At 70.0% G+C, this 23128-nt stretch carries 19 protein-coding genes; 13 read left to right on the top strand and 6 right to left on the bottom strand.

Features of this window, described 5'->3' with window-relative positions; genetic code table 11:
* Positions 1 to 200 precede the first annotated feature (200 nt).
* Together ACFVH0_RS33615 and eccE are read right to left on the bottom strand one after the other, a co-directional pair.
* On the bottom strand, positions 201 to 923 hold the full coding sequence (locus ACFVH0_RS33615) for a hypothetical protein (RefSeq protein WP_385826440.1): 723 nt from the start codon (positions 921 to 923) through the stop codon (positions 201 to 203).
* Entirely contained in the window at positions 923 to 2254 is a 1332-nt protein-coding gene (gene eccE / locus ACFVH0_RS33610; RefSeq protein ID WP_385826438.1) for a type VII secretion protein EccE, read from the bottom strand. The genes ACFVH0_RS33615 and eccE overlap by 1 nt, the downstream gene beginning before the upstream one ends.
* A gap of 227 nt (positions 2255 to 2481) precedes the next feature.
* Between eccE and eccB the strand changes: the two genes are divergently transcribed.
* The 4 genes from eccB (at position 2482) to ACFVH0_RS33590 (ending at position 6259) form a co-directional block, all read left to right on the top strand.
* Positions 2482 to 4032, top strand: coding sequence for a type VII secretion protein EccB (eccB, locus tag ACFVH0_RS33605; RefSeq protein ID WP_385826436.1), 1551 nt, complete (start codon positions 2482 to 2484; stop codon positions 4030 to 4032).
* A 47-nt stretch (positions 4033 to 4079) separates the two neighbouring features.
* Positions 4080 to 5303, top strand: coding sequence for a type VII secretion-associated serine protease mycosin (gene mycP / locus ACFVH0_RS33600; RefSeq protein WP_385826434.1), 1224 nt, complete (start codon positions 4080 to 4082; stop codon positions 5301 to 5303).
* Positions 5304 to 5551: 248 nt separating this feature from the next.
* Complete coding sequence (locus ACFVH0_RS33595) at positions 5552 to 5902, top strand: hypothetical protein (RefSeq protein WP_385826432.1); 351 nt, start codon at positions 5552 to 5554, stop codon at positions 5900 to 5902.
* 51 nt (positions 5903 to 5953) lie between these two features.
* On the top strand, positions 5954 to 6259 hold the full coding sequence (locus ACFVH0_RS33590) for a WXG100 family type VII secretion target (protein ID WP_385826430.1): 306 nt from the start codon (positions 5954 to 5956) through the stop codon (positions 6257 to 6259).
* Positions 6260 to 6330: 71 nt separating this feature from the next.
* On the opposite strand, the gene ACFVH0_RS33585 is transcribed toward ACFVH0_RS33590, so the two are convergent.
* Complete coding sequence (locus ACFVH0_RS33585) at positions 6331 to 6564, bottom strand: DUF397 domain-containing protein (protein ID WP_072489308.1); 234 nt, start codon at positions 6562 to 6564, stop codon at positions 6331 to 6333.
* A 289-nt stretch (positions 6565 to 6853) separates the two neighbouring features.
* Entirely contained in the window at positions 6854 to 10813 is a 3960-nt protein-coding gene (gene eccCa / locus ACFVH0_RS33580) for a type VII secretion protein EccCa (RefSeq protein ID WP_385826428.1), read from the bottom strand.
* Positions 10814 to 10998: 185 nt separating this feature from the next.
* On the opposite strand from eccCa, the gene eccD reads away from it, so the two are divergent.
* The 6 genes from eccD to ACFVH0_RS33550 all read left to right on the top strand — a co-directional run bounded on the left by eccD (position 10999) and on the right by ACFVH0_RS33550 (position 18104).
* Positions 10999 to 12480, top strand: a complete 1482-nt coding sequence (eccD, locus tag ACFVH0_RS33575; protein WP_385826427.1) for a type VII secretion integral membrane protein EccD — start codon at positions 10999 to 11001, stop codon at positions 12478 to 12480.
* Between the two features lie 161 nt (positions 12481 to 12641).
* Positions 12642 to 12932 (top strand): 30S ribosomal protein S15, encoded by a 291-nt coding sequence (gene rpsO, locus ACFVH0_RS33570; RefSeq protein WP_003965855.1) that lies wholly within the window; start codon positions 12642 to 12644, stop codon positions 12930 to 12932.
* A 335-nt stretch (positions 12933 to 13267) separates the two neighbouring features.
* On the top strand, positions 13268 to 15481 hold the full coding sequence (locus ACFVH0_RS33565; RefSeq protein ID WP_385826425.1) for a polyribonucleotide nucleotidyltransferase: 2214 nt from the start codon (positions 13268 to 13270) through the stop codon (positions 15479 to 15481).
* Positions 15478 to 16857 (top strand): M16 family metallopeptidase, encoded by a 1380-nt coding sequence (locus ACFVH0_RS33560; RefSeq protein WP_385826424.1) that lies wholly within the window; start codon positions 15478 to 15480, stop codon positions 16855 to 16857. Before ACFVH0_RS33565 ends, ACFVH0_RS33560 begins: the two co-directional genes overlap by 4 nt.
* A gap of 24 nt (positions 16858 to 16881) precedes the next feature.
* A complete protein-coding gene (gene dapB, locus ACFVH0_RS33555) occupies positions 16882 to 17634 on the top strand; it encodes a 4-hydroxy-tetrahydrodipicolinate reductase (protein ID WP_385826422.1) in 753 nt (250 codons plus the stop codon).
* A gap of 11 nt (positions 17635 to 17645) precedes the next feature.
* Positions 17646 to 18104: a hypothetical protein gene (locus tag ACFVH0_RS33550; protein ID WP_385826421.1), complete on the top strand. Its 459-nt coding sequence runs from the start codon at positions 17646 to 17648 to the stop codon at positions 18102 to 18104.
* 38 nt (positions 18105 to 18142) lie between these two features.
* Here the strand turns inward: ACFVH0_RS33550 and ACFVH0_RS33545 are convergent, their stop codons facing one another.
* On the bottom strand, positions 18143 to 18694 hold the full coding sequence (locus tag ACFVH0_RS33545; protein ID WP_385826419.1) for a hypothetical protein: 552 nt from the start codon (positions 18692 to 18694) through the stop codon (positions 18143 to 18145).
* 94 nt (positions 18695 to 18788) lie between these two features.
* The gene (locus tag ACFVH0_RS33540; RefSeq protein WP_385826418.1) at positions 18789 to 19028 is read right to left on the bottom strand and encodes a hypothetical protein; all 240 of its coding nucleotides are present in this window, start codon (positions 19026 to 19028) and stop codon (positions 18789 to 18791) included.
* Between the two features lie 185 nt (positions 19029 to 19213).
* Here ACFVH0_RS33540 and thyX point away from each other — a divergent pair, with 185 nt between their 5' ends.
* The 3 genes from thyX (at position 19214) to ACFVH0_RS33525 (ending at position 22817) form a co-directional block, all read left to right on the top strand.
* Positions 19214 to 19951: an FAD-dependent thymidylate synthase gene (gene thyX, locus ACFVH0_RS33535; RefSeq protein WP_385826416.1), complete on the top strand. Its 738-nt coding sequence runs from the start codon at positions 19214 to 19216 to the stop codon at positions 19949 to 19951.
* Positions 19952 to 20103: 152 nt separating this feature from the next.
* On the top strand, positions 20104 to 21003 hold the full coding sequence (gene dapA, locus ACFVH0_RS33530) for a 4-hydroxy-tetrahydrodipicolinate synthase (protein WP_385826415.1): 900 nt from the start codon (positions 20104 to 20106) through the stop codon (positions 21001 to 21003).
* Between the two features lie 128 nt (positions 21004 to 21131).
* Complete coding sequence (locus tag ACFVH0_RS33525; protein ID WP_124716047.1) at positions 21132 to 22817, top strand: ribonuclease J; 1686 nt, start codon at positions 21132 to 21134, stop codon at positions 22815 to 22817.
* The last annotated feature ends 311 nt before the right edge of the window (positions 22818 to 23128 follow it).

Raw genomic sequence — 23128 nt, 5'->3', positions numbered from 1 at the left:
CGCGCCCGGACCCACCCTAATCGTCAGGGGGCTTTCTCCGGCAGGGCGTACAGCATCGCAAGAACTGTCCCGTGCATCACTTGCTCGCCCCCGAGCGGACCGAATACGGCACACCGTGAAGGGCGAAGCGGTCAAACATGTACATCTACGTACGGAAAGGTGAACGTTCTTCGCGAGCGGCCGCGAACCGGCCGGGCCCGTCAGTCCATCCTGCGTGCGCCGCCCAGGAGTCCGGTCTCGGCATCGGTCGCCCGGGTCATCACGAACTGCCGGTCGCGGCCCGCGCACCAGAGGGTGACCCCGTCCGCCAGGGTGGACAGCGCCTGGGTCTCGGCGGCCGGAAGATGCAGTATCCGGCCGACCTGTGCCGCCTCGTCGGGAGACACCCGCTGAATGCCGACCAGCGCCGACTTCCCGATCAGCCCCGGTGCCACCGGGCTGAGATACGGCAGCAGCGTCAGCACCGACTGCCACGGCCCGGACACCACCCGCCCGCGCGGCGGTCGCATGCCGCAGTCCCGCACCACGACCACCGGCGATCCGGCCGACGGCCCCTGCGGCGGCACCCGCCCGACATCGTGCAGCGTGATGCACGGCTGACCGCCGCCCGCCGCGTGCGCGAGCCCCGTCCAGGGCTGGGCCCGCCCGGTCTCCACGACGATCCGCGCACCGGTGGCGGCCGCCCGCAGCGCGAGCACCTGCGCCGTCCACAGCCCGCCGATCAGCGTGACGTCGTACGGAGCCGGCCGGTTGATCCCCAGTACCGCGGGGCGGCCTTGGGCGTCCACGCCGATCACCACGCCGTCGTCGCCGACCGGCAGGGCCAGCGAGGCCAGTTGGTCGAGCGAGACCGACTGCCGTGCGCGCCGGGGACCGATCAGCCCGAAGCCGAGCCGGGCCCTGGCGCTGGTGGATGCGGACATCAGCGGGTACCCCCGAGCGGCAGTGTGGCGAGCACGCCGGGCAGCTGCTCGCGGTCGAGCCGTACCAGCGCGGTCCGCACCCCGCGGGCGGTGCGCTCCAACTCATGGCGTGCGCCCAGCAGTTCCTCGTCGCTGCGGCCGGTGATCCGGAGGTGTCCCGTGATCGAGACGCCCTGCCGCTCGCCGTGTCCCAGTGTGAGGCTGAAGGTCGTGGCGAGTGCCGGGATCGAGGTCAGCAGGGCCACCAGCTGCGGCATCGCCGCACCGCCCGCGCCGAACTGCGGCCAGCGCGCCACCCAGTAGGTGGTGTGCCAACGGTCGTCGCAGCGCCAGGTCCGCGCCGTCTCCTCGGTACGGCGTACCGGCGTCCCGGTCAGACCGGCCTGCGTCATGGCGGGCGCGCTGGCACAGACGGAGGTCGCGATCGCGGACGTCAGCTCCTGCTCGGTCAGCACCGTCGCGCGGAAACCGGCCCCGGTCAGCCGGCTGGACAACTGGTCGGCGGCCCGCACCACGCACTTCTGAGCCCCGGTGATGCCACCGCCGCGCGCCTGCACGGCCTCCGGGCAGAGCTCCGGATCCAGCTTGAGCGCGATCCAGGTGATCCGGACGGCGGGTGAACCCGTCTGGGACTGCAACGGCGCGTAGTTCCGGGCGGCGACGGACTGCTGGGGAAGATGCGGAGCGGGCGCGGGCTGGGTGTGCTGCACGATCTGCGCCGACTCCAGCCGGATGCCGTCGACTTCGAGCACGTCCCGGACGAGCGCCAGGGGCAGCGGACGCGCTGACCGGTCCGGCCTGAGCGCCGACGCGTCCGACTCCACCTGGAGGACGGCCGTGACGAACGTACCGTCACCGACCATGCCGACCGGCCGCCGGTCACGGTCGCTGAAGGAGTACGTACGCAGCGCCGGGTCACACTCCACGGCGGGCGCGATCCCCGGCTCCGTCCCCACGGGCAGCTCCAGTGAAGCGGCCCGGCGCGAACGCGTGCGCAACGCGAGGACGGTGCCCAGCAGTTCGGGCAGCGACCGGCGGTGCCTGCGCACCACGGCCAGCAGCACCAGCACCCCGGCGATCACCACCGCCGGTGCCAGCAGCAGGGGTTCCACCACCCACGCCGCGAGCAGCAGCGCGGCCGCGATCTCCAGCAGCACCAGTTGTTGCAATCGGAACGAACCGAGCTTCCCGACACGTCCGTTCGCCCGGCCGGAGGCCGGACCTCGGGAGCCCTGTGCGGGGGCGTGCGGAGCGGGTCGGCCACCGGGCCCGTCGGCCGCGGGGCCCGTCGCGTTTCCGGCCGGACGTGTCCGTGTCGCGGAAGCCGTCATTCCGGCGTTCCCCCCGTTCATCGGTCCCCAACTCCACCCGTATACCGCCCGTCCCGCTCGGGGTCCTGGCGGCCGGATCACCCTACCCGCCCCATCAACACCCGCGGTCGGCAGGCATAGTAGGGGGCCGGTCCGGCACCCAGGTCCGGCGTCGCGCCCCGGCACGGAGGCCGGCGACGCGACCGCTTCCGGTGCCGCGCGGGGAGACACGGGAGACGAAGCGACAGATGGCATCACGGCGGGACGAGCTCAACGCGTACACCTTCGCGAAGAAACGAACGGTGGCGGCCTTCCTCCAACCCTCGCCGGGCGGCACCGAGGAGGGCGCCCCGCGCCCGCTGCGCGCGGTCCTGCCGAGCGTTGTCGTCGGGGCGCTGATCCTCGCCGGCTTCGGCGCCGTCGGCATGTTCAAGCCCACCGCGCCCAAGGACTGGGACAAGCCCGCCACCAAGGTGATCGTCGGCAAGAAGTCCACCACCCGCTACGTCGTACTCACCACCGGCAAGGGCAAGAAGAAAAAGACCCTGCTGCACCCCGTGCTCAACCTCGCCTCGGCCCGGCTGCTGCTCAACCCGGCGGAGTACGACGTCATCCAGGTCGCGGACGACGTCCTGGACGCGGGCAAGCCCCCGCGCGGACCGATCCTCGGCATCCCGTACGCCCCCGACCGGCTGCCCGAGGCGAAGGACGCCGGGACGGCGAAGCGGTGGGCCGTCTGCGTACAGCCCGGCGGCAAGGGCAACACCGTGCAGAAGGCCGCCTTCGTCCTCGGCGCACGCGACAACGGGCTCACCGAGGGCCGGCACAGGCTCGCCGGCGGCCAGGTGCTCTACGTCCAGGGCCAGGACCGAACCCGCTACCTCGTCGACGCGAAGGGCACCAAGTACCGCATCGCCGAGACCGCCGCCGACGACGGTCACCTGACCAGCGCCCTGGTCGGGAGCAGGCAGCCGCAGTCCGTCACCGACGACTGGCTTGCCACCCTGCACGAGGGCAGCCCGGTCGTCTTCCCGCGGATCCCCGGCAACGTCGGCGACCCCGCACACGTCGCCGGACAGCTCTCCGACGAGGAGAACAGGGTCGGCATGGTCCTCAGGTCCAGGACCGGCGAAGGCACCAGTTACTACGTGGTGCTCGAAGGAAGGGCACAGCGCGTCTCCGAGTTCACCGCCTGGCTCCTGATCACCTCACCGCAGACGGCCGAGCTGAACCTGGAGGGCGAGGCACGCGCCGTCGGCCTCCAGGACTTCGTGCCCGACACCGCGCCGTTCGCCGGTCAGGCCGCCCACTGGCCGGCCCACCGGACCAGGCAGGTGAACTCCGCCGAGGGCGGCAGCGGCAGCCGCGACACCGTCTGCAGTGTGCTGCGCAACGTCGACGGCACGGGCCGGACCACCCTGAGCACCTGGGCGGGCACCGCGTACCCCGCCACCATCGCCGCCGGTGGCACCAGCACCTACGTCACCCCCGGCAGCGGCCTGCTCTACACCCAGGTCCGGGGCCGGCAGACCAGGCCCGACGGATCGCTGTTCCTGGTGACCGACACCGGACTGCGCTACGCGGTCCAGGCGAACGGCGACAGCGACGCCCGGCGCTCCGACATCGGCGCGGGCGACCAGCAGCGGCAGTCGGACGGCCGCCCCGAGCCCAGCCAGGCGCAGAGCAGGCTCGGATACGAGAAGGTGATGCCCGCCCTCGTACCGATCGAATGGTCGGACTTCCTGGCCAAGGGGCCGCGGCTGGACACCAACGGCGCCCGCCAGCCCCAGGGTTCATGAGATTCCGGAACGCGGCGGGCGGCGTGCGGCCCGGGGGAGAGAAGCAGATGGGGTACCGCAGGACGGGCCGCGCTCTGGCGCTCGCCACTGTGCTGGCCGCACTGGCGGCGCCGCAGGCCGCGTACGCCGCCGGGGACGGCCAGGTCCCCGGCGACCTGGGCATAGACGGCGGCGGCGAGTGCACCTTCCCGATGAAGCGGCAGTACGAGGGCCGTCCCTGGCCGCTGCAACGCGTGCTGCTGGACGAACTCTGGCAGGACACCAAGGGCAAGGGCGTACGCGTCGCCGTCATCGACACCGGCGTGGACAACGTCAACCCGCAGCTGCGCACGGCCGTCGACGCGTCGGCGGGCGCCGACTATCTCGATGGCGGCAAGAGCGACGGCACGGTCGACGAGGTCGGCCACGGCACCAAGGTCGCCGGCATCATCGCCGCCCGCCCCCGCAAGGGCACCGGATTCGTCGGGCTGGCCCCCGAGGCCACGATCATCCCGATCCGCCAGAACGACGAGAAGAACAACGGCAAGGACACCACGATGGCCACCGCGATCGACCACGCGATCGCCAAGGGGGCCGGGGTCATCAACATCTCCCAGGACACCACCAGGCCACTGGCGCAGACGTCCAGGCTCGGCAGGGCGGTGGGCAGGGCGCTAGACAAGGACATCGTCGTGGTCGCCTCCGCGGGCAACGACGGCATGGACGGCAGGCCGAAGCGCACCTACCCCGCGGCCTTCGACGGGGTCCTCGCCGTCGCCTCGTCCGACCGCAACAACGAGCGCGCCCCGTTCTCCCAGGCCGGCGACTTCGTCGGGGTCGCGGCCCCGGGCGTCGACATCGTCTCCACCGTCCCCGGCTACGGCCAGTGCACCGACAACGGCACCAGCTTCTCCGCCCCGTACGTCGCCGGGGTCGCCGCCCTGATGCGCGCCAAGTACCCGAAGTGGACGGCGGCCCAGATCATCGCCCGGATCGAGCAGACCGCCGAGCGCTCCGTCACCGGCCGTGACGACTACGTCGGCTGGGGCGTCGTCGACCCCGTCCGTGCCCTCTCCGGCGACGCCGCCCCGGACGAGACCCCGCACCCGGATCCGGCGCCCCCGAAGGCACCGGCCCCCGAGCCCGCGCAGCTGTCCCTGTCCGAGACCCCGCAGGAGCGCAGCGAGCGGTACGCCACCTACGCACTGGCCGCGGCGGCCGTCCTGGTCGGTGTGATCGCCGGGACCGCGACGGTCGTCCGGGACGCCCGCCGAAGGCGCGTCGCACGGTGAAGGAGCCGCCCGCCGGTGTGGCCGGGACCGGTTGGGTGGAACCGGCGAAGTGGCTAGGGTGGTAACAGACTTCACGTGTGTGACGGGGGAACGAGAAGTGGCCGACGCCGAGTTCGGGGCGCCGGGATGCCGGGACGGCGCATTCCGGGCCCGGTCCTTCCCCTTTCCTTTGCCGGAGCACATGGGAACGGAAGGATCCTGACCGTGACAGACGGACAGGCCAGGCAACCGAGAGATAGGACTTCCGGATGACCAGCCCCTCAGGCGGTTTCGGACTTGCCGACGATCCGATCGTCCAGGCGAAGAACAAGATCATCGAGACGGGCCGTGCGGTGTCCCGTCAGTCCAGGGAACTGGCCGACATCCTGGAGACGGTCGGCGCCGGCTGGACGGGCGTCGGCGCCTCGGGGTTCAAGTCCGCGCAGGTCATGATCAACGAGGACCACGACCAGATCCGCCGGCTCCTCGACGTCCTCCTCAACGCGGTGGAAGGCACCAAGAACCTCAGCAACGCCAACGACGAAGAGGTCCGCGCGGCCTTCAACGCCGTCAAGGAGCAGGCGCCGCCCGCCAACACCTCCGGGCTGAACAACGTCTGAGCGGCGTCGCACCACCCCTTCCGCACCCGCCGAGCACCGAGGAGAAGACACATGGGTCACGACCCGAACACCAAGGTCAAGTACGAGACCGTCCAGGAGATGGCCAACCGCATCCGCGCGGTGTCCAGGAACATCGTCAAGGACCTCGAAGAGATGGACGCCGCACTCAAGGTCGTCACCGACACCTGGGACGGTGAGGCCCACGGCAAGTACGTGAGCCTGCAGGGCAAGTACAAGGGCCGGGCGGAACACATGAAGGACCGCCTGGAGCAGGTCGCGAGGATCGTCGAGAACGGCAAGGACAGCTACCGCGCCACCGACCACAAGGCCTCGCTCGCATTCTCCGAGGCGTACTGACCGCGGTCACGCGAACAGCAGGGAGGGGCACGCTCGCCCGAGCGTGCCCCTCCCTGCCGTACGTACACCGTCTACTTCAGGTCGAACTCGCCGTCCCGCGCCCCCAGGACGAAGGCCCGCCACTCGGCCTCGGTGTACCGCAGCACCGTCCCGGGATCCAACGAGGACCGCATCGCCACCGCACCGCCCGGCAGATGAGCGATCTCGACACGCTCCTCGGCCTCCTCGGTGCCGGGCGCGCTGAGCCACTCCACCCCCGAGATGTCGAGTGCGTACAGCTCGTCCTTCTCCTGCTGAGTACCCATCGGGCGCCTTCCCTCTCCTGCGGCGGAACGCTTCTCGGATCCATCGGCAGACTATCCGCCGCCCACCGCCCCGGTGTACGGACGACCGGTCGTGTGCTAGGGCCTCTCGTTTGGATCACGCCGGGCTCGCGTGCCCCGGTGCCGCACCTCGCCGCGTTGTCGTCGGTCGCCAGGGCTCTGCCCCGACTCCCTCCTCCGCCCTGCGATGCACGACACCGGATCCCGCTCCCTGATCCGGCCCGATCCGAACGAAGGACCCCAGCACCCCTCACGGCACCAGCACACAGGATCAGTGCTGCTCCGGCAGCCGGCCGATCTGCACCAGAGGATTCCCCCGGCGCCGCGAGGCGAAGTACCCGCGCCCCGGCGGCATCGCGTGCCCGCGCACCGTACCGATCAGATCGCCCTCGCCCGGGTCACCGGAAAGGACCACCCCCTGTGCGCCCAGCTCCTTGATGCGCTGCATGAACGCCTCGTACATCGACCGCGAGGCCCCGGCGGAGTTCCGCGCGATGATGAAGCGGACCCCGGTGTCCCGGGCGAACGGCAGGTACTCCGCCAGCGGGGCCAGCGGATTGCCCGCGTTCGTCGCCACCAGGTCGTAGTCGTCGACGATGATGAAGATCTGCGGCCCGCTCCACCAGCTGCGGTCGCGCAGCTGCTGCGGAGTGACATCGGTCGGCGGCTGGCGGCGCGCGAACACACCCGCAAGCGCCTCCATGTGCATCTGCATCGAGCTCGCCATCGGCGCGTACTCCAGCAGATGCCCCTCCGGCAGCGCGCCCAGCAGTCCCCGCCGGTAGTCCCCGACCACCAGCTTCGCCTCGTCGGGGGAGTAGCGCTCCGAGATCTGCTTCGCGATCAGCCGCAGCAGGTTCGTCTTCCCCGACTCGCTCTCCCCGAAGACCAGGAAGAACGGATCGGTCTCGAAGTCGACGAACACCGGCTCCAGACCGGTCTCGTCGATACCGATCGCGATGCCCCGCTGCGGGAACTCGAAGCCTTTCGGCAGCTGATCGGCCGGCAGCTTGCGCGGCAGCAGCCGCACGGCCGGCGCGGCGGGACCGGCCCAGTTCGCCTTCACCGTGCCGACGAACGCGGCCGTGCCGTCGGAGAGATCAGCGGCGCCGCCGGACCCGTCGATACGCGGCAGCGCCCCCATGAAGTGCAGCTTCTGCGCCACCTGACCCCGGCCCGGGACACCGGCCGGCACATTGGCCGCCACCTTCCGGTCGAACTCCGAGTCCATGACATCGCCGAGCCGCAGCTCCAGCCGGCCGAGGATCTGGTCCTTCAGCGCGGCCCGCACCTCCATGTAACGGGCGGCCGTGAGCACGACATGGATGCCGTAACCGAGCCCGCGCGCGGCAATGTCGGTGACGACCTGCTCCAGCATCTCGTACTCGGACCGGAAGCCGCCCCAGCCGTCCACCACCAGGAAGACATCGCCCCAGGGTTCGCCGGGCAGTTCCCCCAGGGCGCGCCTGCGCCGGTAGGTGGGGATGGAGTCGATGGAGTGGGCGCGGAAGAACTCCTCGCGCCGGTTCAGCACGCCCGCGACCTCGGCGACCGTACGCCGCACCCGCTCCGGGTCCAGCCGCGAAGCCATTCCGCCGACATGCGGCAGCTCCGCCAGTGAGACCAGACCGCCACCGCCGAAGTCCAGCCCGTAGAACTGCACTTCGTGCGGGGTGTGGGTGAGGGCGAAGGACGAGATGAGCGTACGCACCAGCGTCGACTTGCCGGACTGCGGACCACCGACCACCATCATGTGGCCCGCGGCGCCCGAGAAGTCCGAGTACAGCACCTCGCGCCGCTGCTCGAAGGGCTTGTCGATCAGCCCGAGCGGAACCGTCAGCCCACCCGGGCGGGTGTACTCCGTCGCCGTGAACCCCCGCTCGGCGGTCGGCGCGAGCCCGGGGAGCAACTGGTCCAGCGACGGCGCCCGGTCCAGCGGCGGCAGCCACACCTGATGGGCGGGCACCCCCTGCCCCTCCAGACGGCGCACGATCACATCGAGCACCGTGTCGGCGAGCGCGTCGTCGTCCGCACCCGACCGGGCGGCCACCAGATGCGCCGGATCGGGCGCCGCGTACACCACCGGCACCTCACGGGCGCTGAACAGCGCGGGCCGCCGCTCGATCGGCAGCGCCCCCACCGACAGATCGGGGCCGCCCGTGCGATACGTCCCCGACACATAGGCCGCCTTGAACCGGGTCATCTCGTCGGTGCCGAATTTCAGGTAGCCGGAACCGGGCACCGAAGGCAGGTGGTACGCGTCCGGCACCCCGAGCGCCGTACGGGACTCGGCGGCGGAGAAGGTCCGCAGCCCGATCCGGTACGAGAGATAGGTGTCCAGACCGCGCAGCTTGCCCTCCTCCAGACGCTGCGAGGCGAGCAGCAGATGCACACCCAGCGAACGCCCGATCCGGCCGATCTGGATGAACATGTCGATGAAGTCGGGCTTGGCGGTGAGGAGTTCGGAGAACTCGTCGATGACCAGGACCAGCGAGGCCAGCGGCTCCAGCGCCGCACCCGCCGCCCGCGCCTTCTCGTAGTCGTGGATGTTGGCGTAGTTGCCGGCCGACCGCAGCAGCTCCTGCCGGCGCTGCAGCTCACCGCGGATCGCGTCCCCCATCCGGTCGACCAGTGTCAGATCGTCCGCCAGGTTGGTGATCACGGCCGCGACGTGCGGCATGTGCGACATCCCGGCGAACGTCGCACCGCCCTTGAAGTCCGCGAGCACGAAGTTCAGCGTCTCCGAGGAGTGCGTGACCGCGAGCCCCAGCACCAGCGTTCGCAGCAGCTCGGACTTGCCGGAACCGGTGGCACCGACACACAGCCCGTGCGGACCCATGCCCTCCTGCGCGGCCTCCTTCAGGTCCAGCATCACCGGCTGCCCGTCCTCGCCGATCCCGATCGGCACCCGCAGCCGCTCGGAGACCGACCTCGGCCGCCAGGTCCGCGCCACATCCACCGAGGCCGCGTCACCCAGATTCAGCAGATCCGTGAAGTCCAGATTGGCCAGCAGCGGCTCGTCGTCGTCGCCCCCGCCCATCCTGAGCGGCGCCAGCTGCCGGGCCAGCGCCTCCGCCGCAGGCAGCGACATCCCGTCCGGCACACCCTCGTACGCCATCCCCGCGCCCGACTCCAGCCGCAGCAGCCCCGGCCGCACCACCACGGACAGACCGCCCCGGGGCTCGTCGAGCTCGCCCGGCACCACCTCGACGATCGTCACGCCCTGAAGGCCCTCGGCCGCCGCGAACAGCGAGTCGGGCGGCACCATTCCGCCGTCCAGCACCACCACGATGTGCGGCTGGTCCAGCACCGGCTGACTCTCCCGGCCGAACCGCGGCCGCCCGTCCAGCCGGCTCGCCAGCGACTGCTCCAGCTCACCCAGGTCGTCCCCGAACAGCCGCTTCGTACCCGCCCCGTCGATCTGCCCCGGCAACTGCGTGTGCGGCAGCCACTTCGTCCAGTCCCAGTGCTCCACCGCACCCCGCGCCGCCACCACGGCGACCATCAGATCCTCCGGCGAGTGCAGCGTCACCAACTGGGCGACCAGAGCCCGCGCGGCCGACTGCGCCGCCTCCGGCTGACCGGAGACCGTCACGTGGTAGAACGCCCGCATCGACACGGCCATCGGCAGCCCGTCCAACGACCCGTGCACGGCGAGGAACCGCTGCATCGCACCCGCGCACATCGGCTCCAGCTCGTCCACCGGAGCGGTGTCGGGAGCGACCAGCGGAGTGGCCAGCTGCTGCGCCCCGAGCCCGAGCCGGACCTGCCCGAAGTCCTTGTCGCCGACGCGCCGTTCCCACACCCGGCTGCCCTCGGCGACCAATGACCACAACTGCTCGGGAGCGGGCTGCAGATACAGCTGCACATCGCGCTGGGTGCGCGCCGTCCGGCGCACCGTACGCCGGGTCTGCGCCAGGTACTTGAGATAGTCGCGCCGGACATCGGCCATTTGCCCCTGCGTACCGCGACGGTGGCGGACCAGCTGCGCGACCACCATCCCGACGGTCGAGACCAGCATCAGAACGCCCATGATCCGCATGAACGGATGTGCCTGCGGCGAGAAGAAGAAGACCACCGACGAACCCATGCCGAGCACCGGCAGGATCTGCATCAGCATGCCCTCCTGCTGCCCGCGCGGCAGTTCGGGAGGGGACTCCAACGTCAACTCGTCCATGGGGACTTCCGGCGGAAGTGCCCGCGGAGGTCGTTTCACGACGATCTGGCTCACCGAAACATCAATCCCTCGGTACGGACGGCGGAAGACCGGCCGAACGTGCACCGAAGCCCCCGTGGCTGCCATTGCTTGCGGACGTCGCTCCGCGCGACGGCGATCCTACTTGCAGCTCACCTTCCCCCCTCCCGGTAGGGTGGCGCGCGCACCGTGCGCAACCGCGAATCAGGGGGACCAGACACGTGAGTTCGACTGCAGCGACGGGCTTCTGCCGGGTGACCGTCGTGGCACCCGACAGCCGGATCGATGTGGCCCTGCCGGAGGACATCGCCGTCGCCGACGTCTACCCGGAGATCCTCCGGCTCACCGGTCAGACCCAGGCGGCCGGAACACCCACCGGATACCACCTCGTACGCCGCGACGGCACGGTCCTCGACGGGGCGCGCACCCTCGCCGCCCAGCAGGTACTCGACGGCGAACTCCTCAGCCTGCGCCCCTTCGCCCAGTCCCTGCCGCCCGCCGTCTTCGACGACGTCTCGGACGCCGTCGCCTCGGCCGTCACCCGCGACCGCCACCTGTGGAGCGACGAACTGCTGCGCGGCGCGGGCCTGGTCGGCGGCGTACTGCTGCTCGTCCTGATGGGCTTCGTGCTCTGGTTCGCCGACCCGGTCAGACACGACATGCACAGCCTGCCCGGCATCATCGCGGGCTCGGCCGGGCTGCTGCTGACCGCGTTCGCCGGGGTACGCGCCCGGGTCTACTCGGACCGCTCCACCGCGGTCGCCCTCGGTCTCGGCGCACTGCCCCTCGTACTCATCGCGGGCTCCGGCATCATCGGCCCGGACGCCGGCCAGGGCCCCGGCCGGCTCCAGTTCCTGCTCGGCTGCGTCGCCGTCCTGATCGCCTCGGTCGCGCTGGTCGCCCTCACCCCGAGCGGCGACGCCCCGTTCGTCGCGGCCACCTTCCTCGCCACCGTCGGCACCCTGGCGACCTTCGTCGCGATCCTCACCGAGGCGTCCGCCACCGAGACCGCCGCCGTCTGCACCCCGGTCGCCCTCGGACTCGTGGCCTTCCTGCCCGGCCTCTCCGCCCGGTTCGCCCGGCTGCCCATCGGCTACGCGTCGCCGCACACCGCCCCGGGCGGCTACGACGACAACTTCGCCGACCCGCACGCCGGGCCCTCGGCCCAGGGCACCCCCGTCGACGCCGAACGCATCGCCGCCCAGGCCCGCCGCGGCCACGAGATGCTGCTCGGCCTGGTCGGGGGCTGCGCGGCGGTCGTGGTCGGCAGCGCGGCCGTGCTCGGCTTCTCGGACAACGTCTGGGGCCAGTTCCTGGCCCTGGCGGCCGGACTCGCGATGCTGCTGCGCGCCCGCCTGTTCCGCTACACCTCACAGGTCGCCTGCGTACTGGTGGCGGGCATCGGCACGATCGCCCTGCTGGTCCTCGGCCTCTCCCTGAACCCACCGGCCGACCCGCTGTTCGACCTGGTCCGGTACGGGGATCGCAGCTCACTGGACATCCGTACGATCTGGCTCTCCGCCGCAGTCGCCGCCGGGGCCGCCCTGCTCACCGCGATCGGCCTGATCATCCCCCGCAAGGGCCTCTCCCCGTTCTGGGGCCGGCTCCTCGACCTGACCGAGAGCGCCGTCCTGCTCTCCCTGGTCCCGCTCTGCCTGGCGGTACTGGACGTCTTCGCCAGGGCACGGGCCCTGACGAGCTGAGCCACGGGGACTGGTACGCTGTGTGACGGCCGTTTGTGTACGCGCTCCCGGATCATCCTGGGATCTGCGCTCATCGGACCTTCGCCTCCGAGTCATGGAAGCTCCCCTGCGATCAAGACCAGGGGCACTCGTGGGCGCATCGAACATCAAGAGGAGTACGCGTGCCGCTCGACGCCGCTACGAAGAAGCAGATCATGTCCGAGTTCGCCCAGAAGGAGGGTGACACCGGATCCCCCGAGGTCCAGGTCGCCATGCTCTCCCGCCGGATCTCGGACCTGACGGAGCACCTCAAGACGCACAAGCACGACCACCACTCCCGTCGTGGTCTGCTGATCCTGGTCGGCCAGCGTCGCCGCCTCCTTCAGTACCTGGCCAAGAAGGACATCCAGCGCTTCCGTGCCCTGGTCGACCGCCTCGGCATCCGCCGCGGTGCGGCCGGCGGCGCCAAGTAGTTCGCCGTGAAGGGAGCGGTTCCCACCACTGAGGGGGGCCGCTCCCTTTGCTGTACGTACGATTGTGCGTACGCGGGCAGGAACCGGACGTGACGGGTCCGCCCGCACGGCCGGAAATGCCAAGCAGAACCGAATCTCAGTAACCTGGTCGGAGAACGACCGACAGACGAGCGAGAAGCAGACCTCCCCGCCGCCGGTCCTCGGTAGTGGCCCCCGGACTCATCGACCCGGGTGCTTCGATCGAAGACCGGCCCGCCGATGGAGGGCTTCTCCGCTACGTCCCCCGCCACACGGGCGTGGGGGCGAGAAGACGATATGTATCGGAGAAAACGCTAGTGGAGAACGAGACCCACTACGCCGAGGCCGTTATCGACAACGGAACCTTCGGCACCCGCACCATCCGCTTCGAGACGGGCCGCCTGGCCAAGCAGGCCGCCGGCTCCGCCGTGGCGTACCTGGACGACGACACCATGGTGCTGTCGGCCACCACCGCTTCCAAGAAGCCCAAGGACCAGCTCGACTTCTTCCCCCTCACGGTGGACGTCGAGGAGCGGCAGTACGCCGCCGGCAAGATCCCCGGTTCCTTCTTCCGTCGTGAGGGCCGGCCCTCCGAGGACGCGATCCTCACCTGCCGTCTGATCGACCGCCCGCTGCGCCCCTCCTTCAAGAAGGGCCTGCGCAACGAGATCCAGATCGTCGAGACGATCATGGCGCTCAACCCCGACCACCTGTACGACGTGGTCGCGATCAACGCCGCCTCCTGCTCCACGCAGCTGGCCGGCCTGCCCTTCTCCGGCCCCGTCGGCGGCACCCGTGTCGCGCTGATCAAGGGCCAGTGGGTCGCCTTCCCGACGCACACCGAGCTCGAGGACGCCGTCTTCGACATGGTCGTCGCCGGTCGCGTCCTGGAGGACGGCGACGTCGCGATCATGATGGTCGAGGCCGAGGCCACCGAGAAGACCATCCAGCTGGTCAAGGACGGCGCCGAGGCCCCGACCGAGGAGGTCGTCGCCGCCGGTCTGGAAGCCGCGAAGCCCTTCATCAAGGTCCTCTGCAAGGCCCAGTCGGACCTCGCCGCCAAGGCCGCCAAGCCCACCGGCGACTTCCCGGTCTTCCTGGACTACCAGGACGACGTCTTCGACGCGCTGGCCGCCGCCGTGACGTCCGAGCTGGCCCAGGCGCTCACCATCGCGGGCAAGCAGGACCGCGAGGCCGAGCTGGACCGCGTCAAGGAGATCGCCGCCGAGAAGCTCCTCCCGGCCTTCGAGGGCCGCGAGAAGGAGATCTCCGCCGCGTACCGCGCCCTGACCAAGAAGCTGGTCCGCGAGCGCGTCATCAAGGACAAGGTCCGCATCGACGGCCGCGGCGTCACGGACATCCGTACGCTCGCCGCCGAGGTCGAGGCCATCCCGCGGGTGCACGGCTCGGCGCTGTTCGAGCGTGGCGAGACCCAGATCCTGGGCGTCACCACCCTCAACATGCTCCGCATGGAGCAGCAGCTGGACACCCTCTCCCCGGTGACCCGCAAGCGCTACATGCACAACTACAACTTCCCGCCGTACTCCGTCGGTGAGACCGGCCGCGTGGGCTCGCCCAAGCGCCGCGAGATCGGCCACGGTGCGCTCGCCGAGCGCGCCATCGTGCCGGTGCTGCCGACGCGCGAGGAGTTCCCCTACGCGATCCGCCAGGTCTCCGAGGCGCTGGGCTCCAACGGCTCGACGTCCATGGGCTCGGTCTGCGCCTCCACCATGTCGCTGCTGAACGCCGGTGTGCCGCTCAAGGCCGCCGTCGCCGGTATCGCCATGGGTCTGATCTCCCAGGAGATCGACGGCAAGACCCACTACGTCGCCCTCACCGACATCCTCGGTGCGGAGGACGCCTTCGGTGACATGGACTTCAAGGTCGCCGGTACGAAGCAGTTCGTCACCGCCCTCCAGCTCGACACCAAGCTCGACGGCATCCCCGCCTCGGTCCTGGCCGCCGCGCTGAAGCAGGCCCGTGACGCCCGCCTCCACATCCTCGACGTGATGAACGAGGCCATCGACGTCCCGGACGAGATGTCCCCGAACGCCCCGCGGATCATCACCGTCAAGATCCCGGTGGACAAGATCGGTGAGGTCATCGGCCCCAAGGGCAAGATGATCAACCAGATCCAGGAGGACACCGGCGCCGACATCACGATCGAGGACGACGGCACCATCTACATCGGTGCCGCCGACGGACCGGCCGCCGAGGCCGCCCGCGCCACGATCAACTCGATCGCCAACCCGACCATGCCGGAGGTCGGCGAGCGCTACCTGGGTACGGTCGTCAAGACCACCACCTTCGGTGCCTTCGTCTCCCTGATGCCCGGCAAGGACGGCCTGCTGCACATCTCGCAGATCCGCAAGCTCGCCGGTGGCAAGCGCGTGGAGAACGTCGAGGACGTGCTCGGTGTCGGCACCAAGGTCCAGGTCGAGATCGCCGAGATCGACTCCCGCGGCAAGCTCTCCCTGATCCCGGTCATCGAGGGTGAAGAGGACGAGAAGAAGGACGACGCCGCCAAGTGACGTCCCGTAGTTCCGTGACGACGGCCCGCGCCTCCTCGAAGGCGCGGGCCGTCGCCCGTACCCAAACGCTGCTCAAGGGCACCAACGGCATCGGTACGGTCCGCCGCACCGTCCTGCCCGGCGGTCTTCGGGTGGTCACCGAGACCCTGCCCTCCGTACGCTCCGCCACCTTCGGCATCTGGGCCAACGTCGGATCACGCGACGAGACCCCCACGCTGAACGGCGCGACGCACTATCTCGAACACCTCCTCTTCAAGGGCACCGCCAAGCGCAGCGCCCTGGACATCTCCGCCGCGATCGACGCGGTCGGCGGCGAGATGAACGCCTTCACGGCGAAGGAGTACACCTGCTACTACGCGCGGGTCCTCGACACCGACCTGCCGCTGGCCATCGACATCGTCTGCGACATGCTGACCGGCTCGCTGATCACCCCCGAGGACGTCGACGCCGAGCGCGGCGTCATCCTCGAAGAGATCGCGATGACCGAGGACGACCCGGGCGACTGCGTGCACGACCTGTTCGCGCACACCATGCTCGGCGACACCCCCCTCGGCCGCCCGGTCCTCGGCACCGTCGACACCATCAACGCGCTCGACCGCGGCCGGATCGCCCGCTTCTACAAGAAGCACTACGACCCCACGCACCTGGTCGTCGCCGCCGCGGGCAACATCGACCACGCCACGGTCGTACGCCAGGTCCGCCGGGCGTTCGAGCGGGCGGGCGCCCTGTCCCGCACCGACGCCGTTCCGGTCGCCCCGCGCGAGGGGTCGCGCACGCTGCGCACCGCGGGCCGGGTCGAGCTGCTGAACCGCAAGACCGAGCAGGCCCACGTCGTCCTCGGCGTACCCGGCCTGGCCCGTACCGACGATCGCCGCTGGGCACTGGGGGTGCTCAGTACCGCCCTCGGCGGCGGCATGAGCTCACGCCTCTTCCAGGAGGTACGGGAGAAGCGCGGCCTCGCCTACAGCGTGTACTCGTACACCTCGGGCTTCGCCGACTGCGGACTCTTCGGGGTGTACGCGGGCTGCCGGCCCAGCCAGGTCCACGACGTCCTCAAGATCTGCCGGGACGAGATCGACCGGGTGGCGTCCGAGGGACTGACCGACGAGGAGATCGGCCGCGCCATCGGCCAGCTCTCCGGCTCCACCGTCCTCGGCCTGGAGGACACCGGTGCGCTGATGAACCGCATCGGCAAGAGCGAGCTGTGCTGGGGCGACCAGATGTCGGTCGACGACATGCTCGCCCGGATGGCACAGGTCACCCCCGACGACGTGCGCGAGGTCGCGGCCGAGGTCCTCGGACACCGCCCCTCCCTCTCCGTCATCGGCCCGCTCAAGGACAAGCAGGCCGACCGCCTCGAAGAAGCGGTCTCCTAACCCCACCGTTAAGGAACCAGAGCAATGAGCAAGCTGCGCGTGGCCGTTCTCGGCGCCAAGGGCCGGATCGGATCCGAGGCGGTACGAGCCGTCGAGGCCGCCGACGACATGGAGCTGGTGGCCGCACTGGGCCGCGGCGACGAGCTGGAGACCCTCACGGAATCCGGCGCCCAGGTCGTCGTCGAGCTCACCACCCCCGCGTCGGTGATGGACAACCTCGACTTCTGCGTCCGGCACGGCATCCACGCCGTCGTCGGCACGACGGGCTGGTCCGACGAACGGCTCGCGCAGCTGAACACCTGGCTCTCCGGCTCCCCGGAGACCGGTGTGCTCATCGCGCCGAACTTCTCCATCGGCGCCGTCCTCACGATGAAGTTCGCGGAGCAGGCCGCCCGCTACTTCGAGTCCGTCGAGGTCGTCGAACTGCACCACCCCAACAAGGTGGACGCCCCCTCGGGCACCGCCACCCGCACCGCCCAGCTGATCGCCGACGCCCGCCGGAAGGCCGGCTGCGCCCCGCAGCCGGACGCCACCACCACGGCCCTGGACGGTGCCCGCGGCGCGGACGTGGACGGGGTTCCCGTGCACGCGATCCGGCTCCGCGGTCTTCTCGCGCACCAGGAAGTGCTGCTCGGCGGCGAGGGCGAGACGCTCACCATCCGCCACGACTCCCTGCACCACAGCAGCTTCATGCCGGGCATCCTGCTCGGCGTACGCCGTGTGGTGACCACTCCCGGCCTCACGTTCGGCCTGGAACACTTCCTCGACCTGAACTGACTGAGCCTGCCATGCGCGCAAAGATCACGTACTTCGTCACCGCTGCCGTCCTGGTCTTCTACTTCGCCCTGGTCGGCAGCCGTGGCGTACTGCTCATCCGGCACGGCACGCTGCTGACGGTCGCCTTCGGCGTCGCGGTGCTGATCCTGCCGGTGATCGGCATCTGGTTCCTCTGGAAGAACACCCAGTTCGTGTCGCGGGCGAACGCGCTGGCCGCGGAGCTCGACGCGGAGGGCGGCCTGCCGGTCGACGAACTGGTCCGCACCCCGTCCGGCCGGATCGACCGTGACTCGGCCGACGCCGTCTTCGCCCGCCGCCGCGAGGAGGCCGAGGACACCCCGGACGACTGGCGCTGCTGGTTCCGCCTCGCCGTCGCCTACCAGGACGCCAGGGACACCCCGCGGGCCCGCAAGGCCATGCAGCGCGCGATCGCCCTGCACACGAAGGACGCCCGGCCCAGCACCCCCTGAAGGGGCCGGGCCGGGCGTCCTGGCGACCGTCCGGGGGCTCAGACCCGCCGGTACTCGTCCCCCCACGCCTCCACCGTGTCGGCGGCGCGGTCGAACGCCTCGCTCCGGGTCAGGAAGTCGGCGTTGCTGTCGGTGAGCAGCGGCGGAACCGGCTCGCCCCCCTGGCGTACCAGGATCAGCGCCTGCCCCTGGACGGTGCGGGGGAACCCGAGCCACTTCACCGGCTGCTGCACCGTGCGGATGGCGGTGACCCCGTCCCACGGCACGGTGACGCTGGTGAAGAAGCCCACCCGGCGAACGCCGTGCCGGCTGACCCAGGTACCGACCCGCAGCAGCCGCAGCGCGCAGAGGATGATCACGAGGGCGAGGCCCAGGCACACGGCCGAACCCGGCACCGCCCCGGCGAACGCGATGATCATTCCCGCGAGCAGGACGAAGGACGCGAGCAGCAGCAGGCCGGCCGCCGCCGCGACCCGCCAGGGACCGGGACGGTAGGGGCGGCGCCAGCTGTCGTGGTCGTCGAACGGCAGCGCGATGTCCTCGGCGCTCGCGTCAAATGCGCGGTCGGCCGTCAGGAAGGGCAGGGGCACGACTGATCCTCACTCACAAACACGCTCGATTGCTGTGCCCGGTGAGGCTACCGAGGAGATCACCGACCCGACCACCCCAGGGGCCCCGTACGAGTCAGTGCCCGTGAGCGGCCTCGGTCTGCTCGGCGTGCGAGGGGCTCTGTGCCGGGCTCAGCGCGGGCAGGCCGAGGATCAGAGCCCCGACGAGACCGGCGACCATGGTCAGCCCGACGAGGGAACGGCCGGCCAGCTGGGAGACGGTGGCGCGCTCCCGCGGCGGGGGAGTGACGTTACTGCGGAATCGGTCGCTCTCGGCCACGAAAGAGAACGGGACGGATTCACGCCGGCGGAACATGAGGAAGGTCTCCTTGAACTCTGTTACGGATGCTGCTATTGAGTCAGACGCACGGCGGGCCCGATCGGTGCCCCGAATCGCCGAATTCGTCGAAGAAATCCCTGGACGGCCCTTCCGGCCCGGTTGTCAGTGGTGGCCCGTAGAGTGGGCGCCGCCCGAGCGACGCAACTGGAAGGACCCCGCCGGTGACCGAGACCCCCGAGCCCGCAAAGCCCAGCTTCCGCAGCGATGTGACCGTTGAGCTGGTGAAACACGCCGCGGGCGACTCCGACGTCCTGTTCGCGGCCCGCGTCTCCACGGCCGGCGAACAGTCCCTGGAGGAGGTCACCAAGGACCCCGAGCGCTCCAAGGGACTCATCAACTACCTGATGCGCGACCGCCACGGCAGCCCGTTCGAGCACAACTCGATGACCTTCTTCATCAGCGCCCCGATCTTCGTGTTCCGCGAGTTCATGCGCCACCGCGTCGGCTGGTCGTACAACGAGGAATCGGGCCGCTACCGGGAGCTGGAGCCGGTCTTCTACGTCCCGGACGCCTCCCGCAAGCTCGTCCAGCAGGGCCGCCCCGGCAAGTACGAGTTCGTCGAGGGCACCCAGGCCCAGCAGGAGCTCACCGGCCGTGTCATGGAGGACTCCTACCGCCAGGCGTACGAGGCCTACCAGGAGATGCTCGCCGCGGGAGTGGCCCGGGAGGTCGCCCGCTCAGTGCTTCCCGTCGGCCTCTTCTCCTCGATGTACGCCACGTGCAACGCCCGCTCGCTGATGCACTTCCTCGGCCTGCGCACCCAGCACGAGCTGGCGAAGGTGCCGTCCTTCCCGCAGCGCGAGATCGAGATGGTCGGCCAGCAGATGGAGGAGCACTGGGCCCGCCTGATGCCGCTCACCCATGCAGCCTTCAACAAGAACGGACGCGTAGCCCCGTAAGCGGTGTCCGTATTGCGGCGTTTCGTGAAGTTCATCTAGGCTGATCAAACGGACCCGGCACTGCTTGAACCCCCGAGCAGGCAGTGCCGGGCTCCTATCGCTTGTCCCCCCGAGGGGGCATTGGGCCCTGAGCAGCGAGTAGCGTGTTACCCATGGCTCCGATCTCCACTCCGCAGACCCCCTTCGGGCGGGTCCTCACCGCTATGGTCACGCCCTTCACGGCGGACGGCGCACTCGACCTCGACGGTGCCCAGCGGCTCGCCGCCCATCTGGTGGACGCAGGCAATGACGGCCTGGTCGTCAACGGCACCACCGGCGAGTCCCCGACCACCAGCGACGCGGAGAAAGACCAGCTCGTAAGGGCGGTCCTGGAAGCCGTGGGAGACCGGGCCCACGTCGTTGCCGGCATCGGCACCAACGACACCCGCCACAGCATCGAGCTCGCCCGTACGGCCGAGCGCTCCGGCGCCCACGGGCTCCTCGCGGTGACGCCGTACTACAACAAGCCGCCGCAGGAAGGCCTCTTCCGCCACTTCACGGCCATCGCGGACGCCACCGGCCTGCCGGTGATGCTCTACGACATCCCCGGCCGCAGCGGTGTGCCGATCGACACGGAGACGCTGGTACGGCTCGCCGAGCACCCGCGCATCGTCGCCAACAAGGACGCCAAGGGCGACCTCGGCCGCGCCAGCTGGGCCATCGCCCGCTCCGGCCTCGCCTGGTACTCCGGCGACGACATGCTCAACCTGCCGCTGCTCTCGGTCGGCGCCATCGGCTTCGTCTCCGTCGTCGGCCATGTCGTCACCCCCGACCTGCGCGCCCTCATCGAGGCCCACGTCGGCGGCGACGTCCAGAAGGCCACGGAGATCCACCAGAAGCTCCTGCCGGTCTTCACCGGCATGTTCCGCACCCAGGGCGTGATCACCACCAAGGCCGCCCTGGCCCTCCAGGGACTGCCCGCAGGCCCGCTGCGCCTCCCGCTGGTGGAGCTCACCGAGCAGGAAACGGCCCAGCTCAAGATCGATCTCGCCGCCGGCGGGGTAGAGCTGTAATCACAGACTTCACAACTGAATAAGCGAAGAACACTCGCAAGAGCGAAAAACAGACAACAGCAAGTGCACGAATGACATGCGCGCCACGTGCCCAAGCGGTACGTGGCGTGCGTGGTAAGGAGAGTCTTTTGAGTCATCCGCATCCCGAACTCGGCACCCCGCCGAAGCTCCCGAAGGGCGGCCTCCGGGTCACCCCGCTCGGCGGCCTCGGCGAAATCGGCCGCAACATGACGGTCTTCGAGTACGGCGGCCGCCTGCTCATCGTCGACTGCGGAGTTCTCTTCCCCGAGGAAGAGCAGCCCGGAATCGACCTGATCCTGCCGGACTTCACCACGATCCGGGACCGTCTCGACGACATCGAGGGCATCGTCCTCACGCACGGACACGAGGACCACATCGGTGGTGTCCCGTATCTGCTGCGCCTGAAGCCGGACATCCCCCTCATCGGCTCCAAGCTGACCCTCGCGCTGATCGAGGCGAAGCTCCAGGAGCACCGCATCCGCCCGTACACCCTCGAAGTGGCGGAGGGCCAGCGCGAGCGCATCGGCGTGTTCGACTGCGAGTTCATCGCGGTCAACCACTCGATTCCGGACGCTCTCGCGGTCGCCATCCGCACCCCCGCGGGCATGGCCGTCGCGACCGGCGACTTCAAGATGGACCAGCTCCCGCTGGACGGCCGGCTCACCGACCTGCACGCCTTCGCCCGGCTGAGCGAGGAAGGCATCGACCTCCTCCTCTCCGACTCGACGAACGCCGAGGTGCCGGGCTTCGTACCGCCCGAGCGGGACATCTCCAACGTCCTGCGCACGGTCTTCGCCAACGCCCAGAAGCGCATCATCGTGGCGAGCTTCGCCAGCCATGTGCACCGCATCCAGCAGATCCTCGACGCGGCACACGAGTACGGCCGCAGGGTCGCCTTCGTCGGCCGCTCGATGGTCCGCAACATGGGCATCGCCCGTGACCTCGGCTATCTGCGGGTTCCCGCGGGCCTGGTCGTCGACGTCAAGACCCTCGACGACCTGCCGGACGACGAGGTCGTGCTGGTCTGCACCGGATCCCAGGGCGAGCCGATGGCGGCCCTGTCCCGGATGGCCAACCGCGATCACCAGATCCGGATCGTCCCGGGCGACACGGTGATCCTGGCGTCGTCCCTGATCCCGGGCAACGAGAACGCGGTCTACCGCGTGATCAACGGCCTGACCCGCTGGGGCGCCAACGTCGTCCACAAGGGCAACGCGAAGGTCCACGTCTCGGGCCACGCCTCGGCCGGCGAGCTGCTGTACTTCTACAACATCTGCAAGCCGAAGAACCTGATGCCGGTCCACGGAGAATGGCGCCACCTGAGGGCCAACGCCGAACTGGGCGCGCTCACCGGCGTGCCCAAGGACCACATCGTCATCGCCGAGGACGGCGTCGTCGTCGACCTCGTCGACGGCCGGGCCAAGATCGTCGGCAAGGTCCAGGCGGGTTACGTCTACGTCGACGGCCTCTCGGTCGGCGACGTCACCGAGACCTCGCTCAAGGACCGCCGGATCCTGGGTGAAGAGGGCATCATCTCCGTCTTCATCGTGGTCGACAGCTCCTCCGGCAAGATCACGGGTGGACCGGACATCCATGCCCGCGGATCCGGTATCGACGACTCGGCGTTCAGCGCCGTCGTGCCGAAGATCGAGGAAGCGATCAACAGGTCCGCCCAGGACGGCGTGCTGGAGCCGCACCAGGTCCAGCAGCTCGTCCGCCGCACGGTTGGCAAGTGGGTCTCCGACACCTACCGTCGGCGCCCGATGATCCTTCCGGTCGTCGTCGAGGTCTGACGCCGACAGGCGTGAACTGCGGAGCGGGGCCCCCGATTTGCATCGGGGCGCCCCGCTCCAGTACGTTTACGGCTCCGCCTGACCGGGAAGCACCGCGCACACTGGTGTGCGCCGAGCGTCCAGAACGGGGCGGGAATTCCGACTCAGAACTTCTGATAAAGTCGGATCCGCCGAAAGGCAAAGACCACTCCAGCGGTCACCGGAATTCAAATTCGAACCGGAAACGGAACGAAAAAGAGTCTGGTAAGGTTGGAACCGCCGGAAAGGGAAACGCGAAAGCGAAGAACTGGAAAGCGAAAGCGAGACCCGCT

It is taken from the genome of Streptomyces sp. NPDC127117, assembly GCF_042677325.1.
Classification (GTDB): domain Bacteria; phylum Actinomycetota; class Actinomycetes; order Streptomycetales; family Streptomycetaceae; genus Streptomyces.
This window is presented reverse-complemented; position numbering and strand designations above follow the sequence as displayed.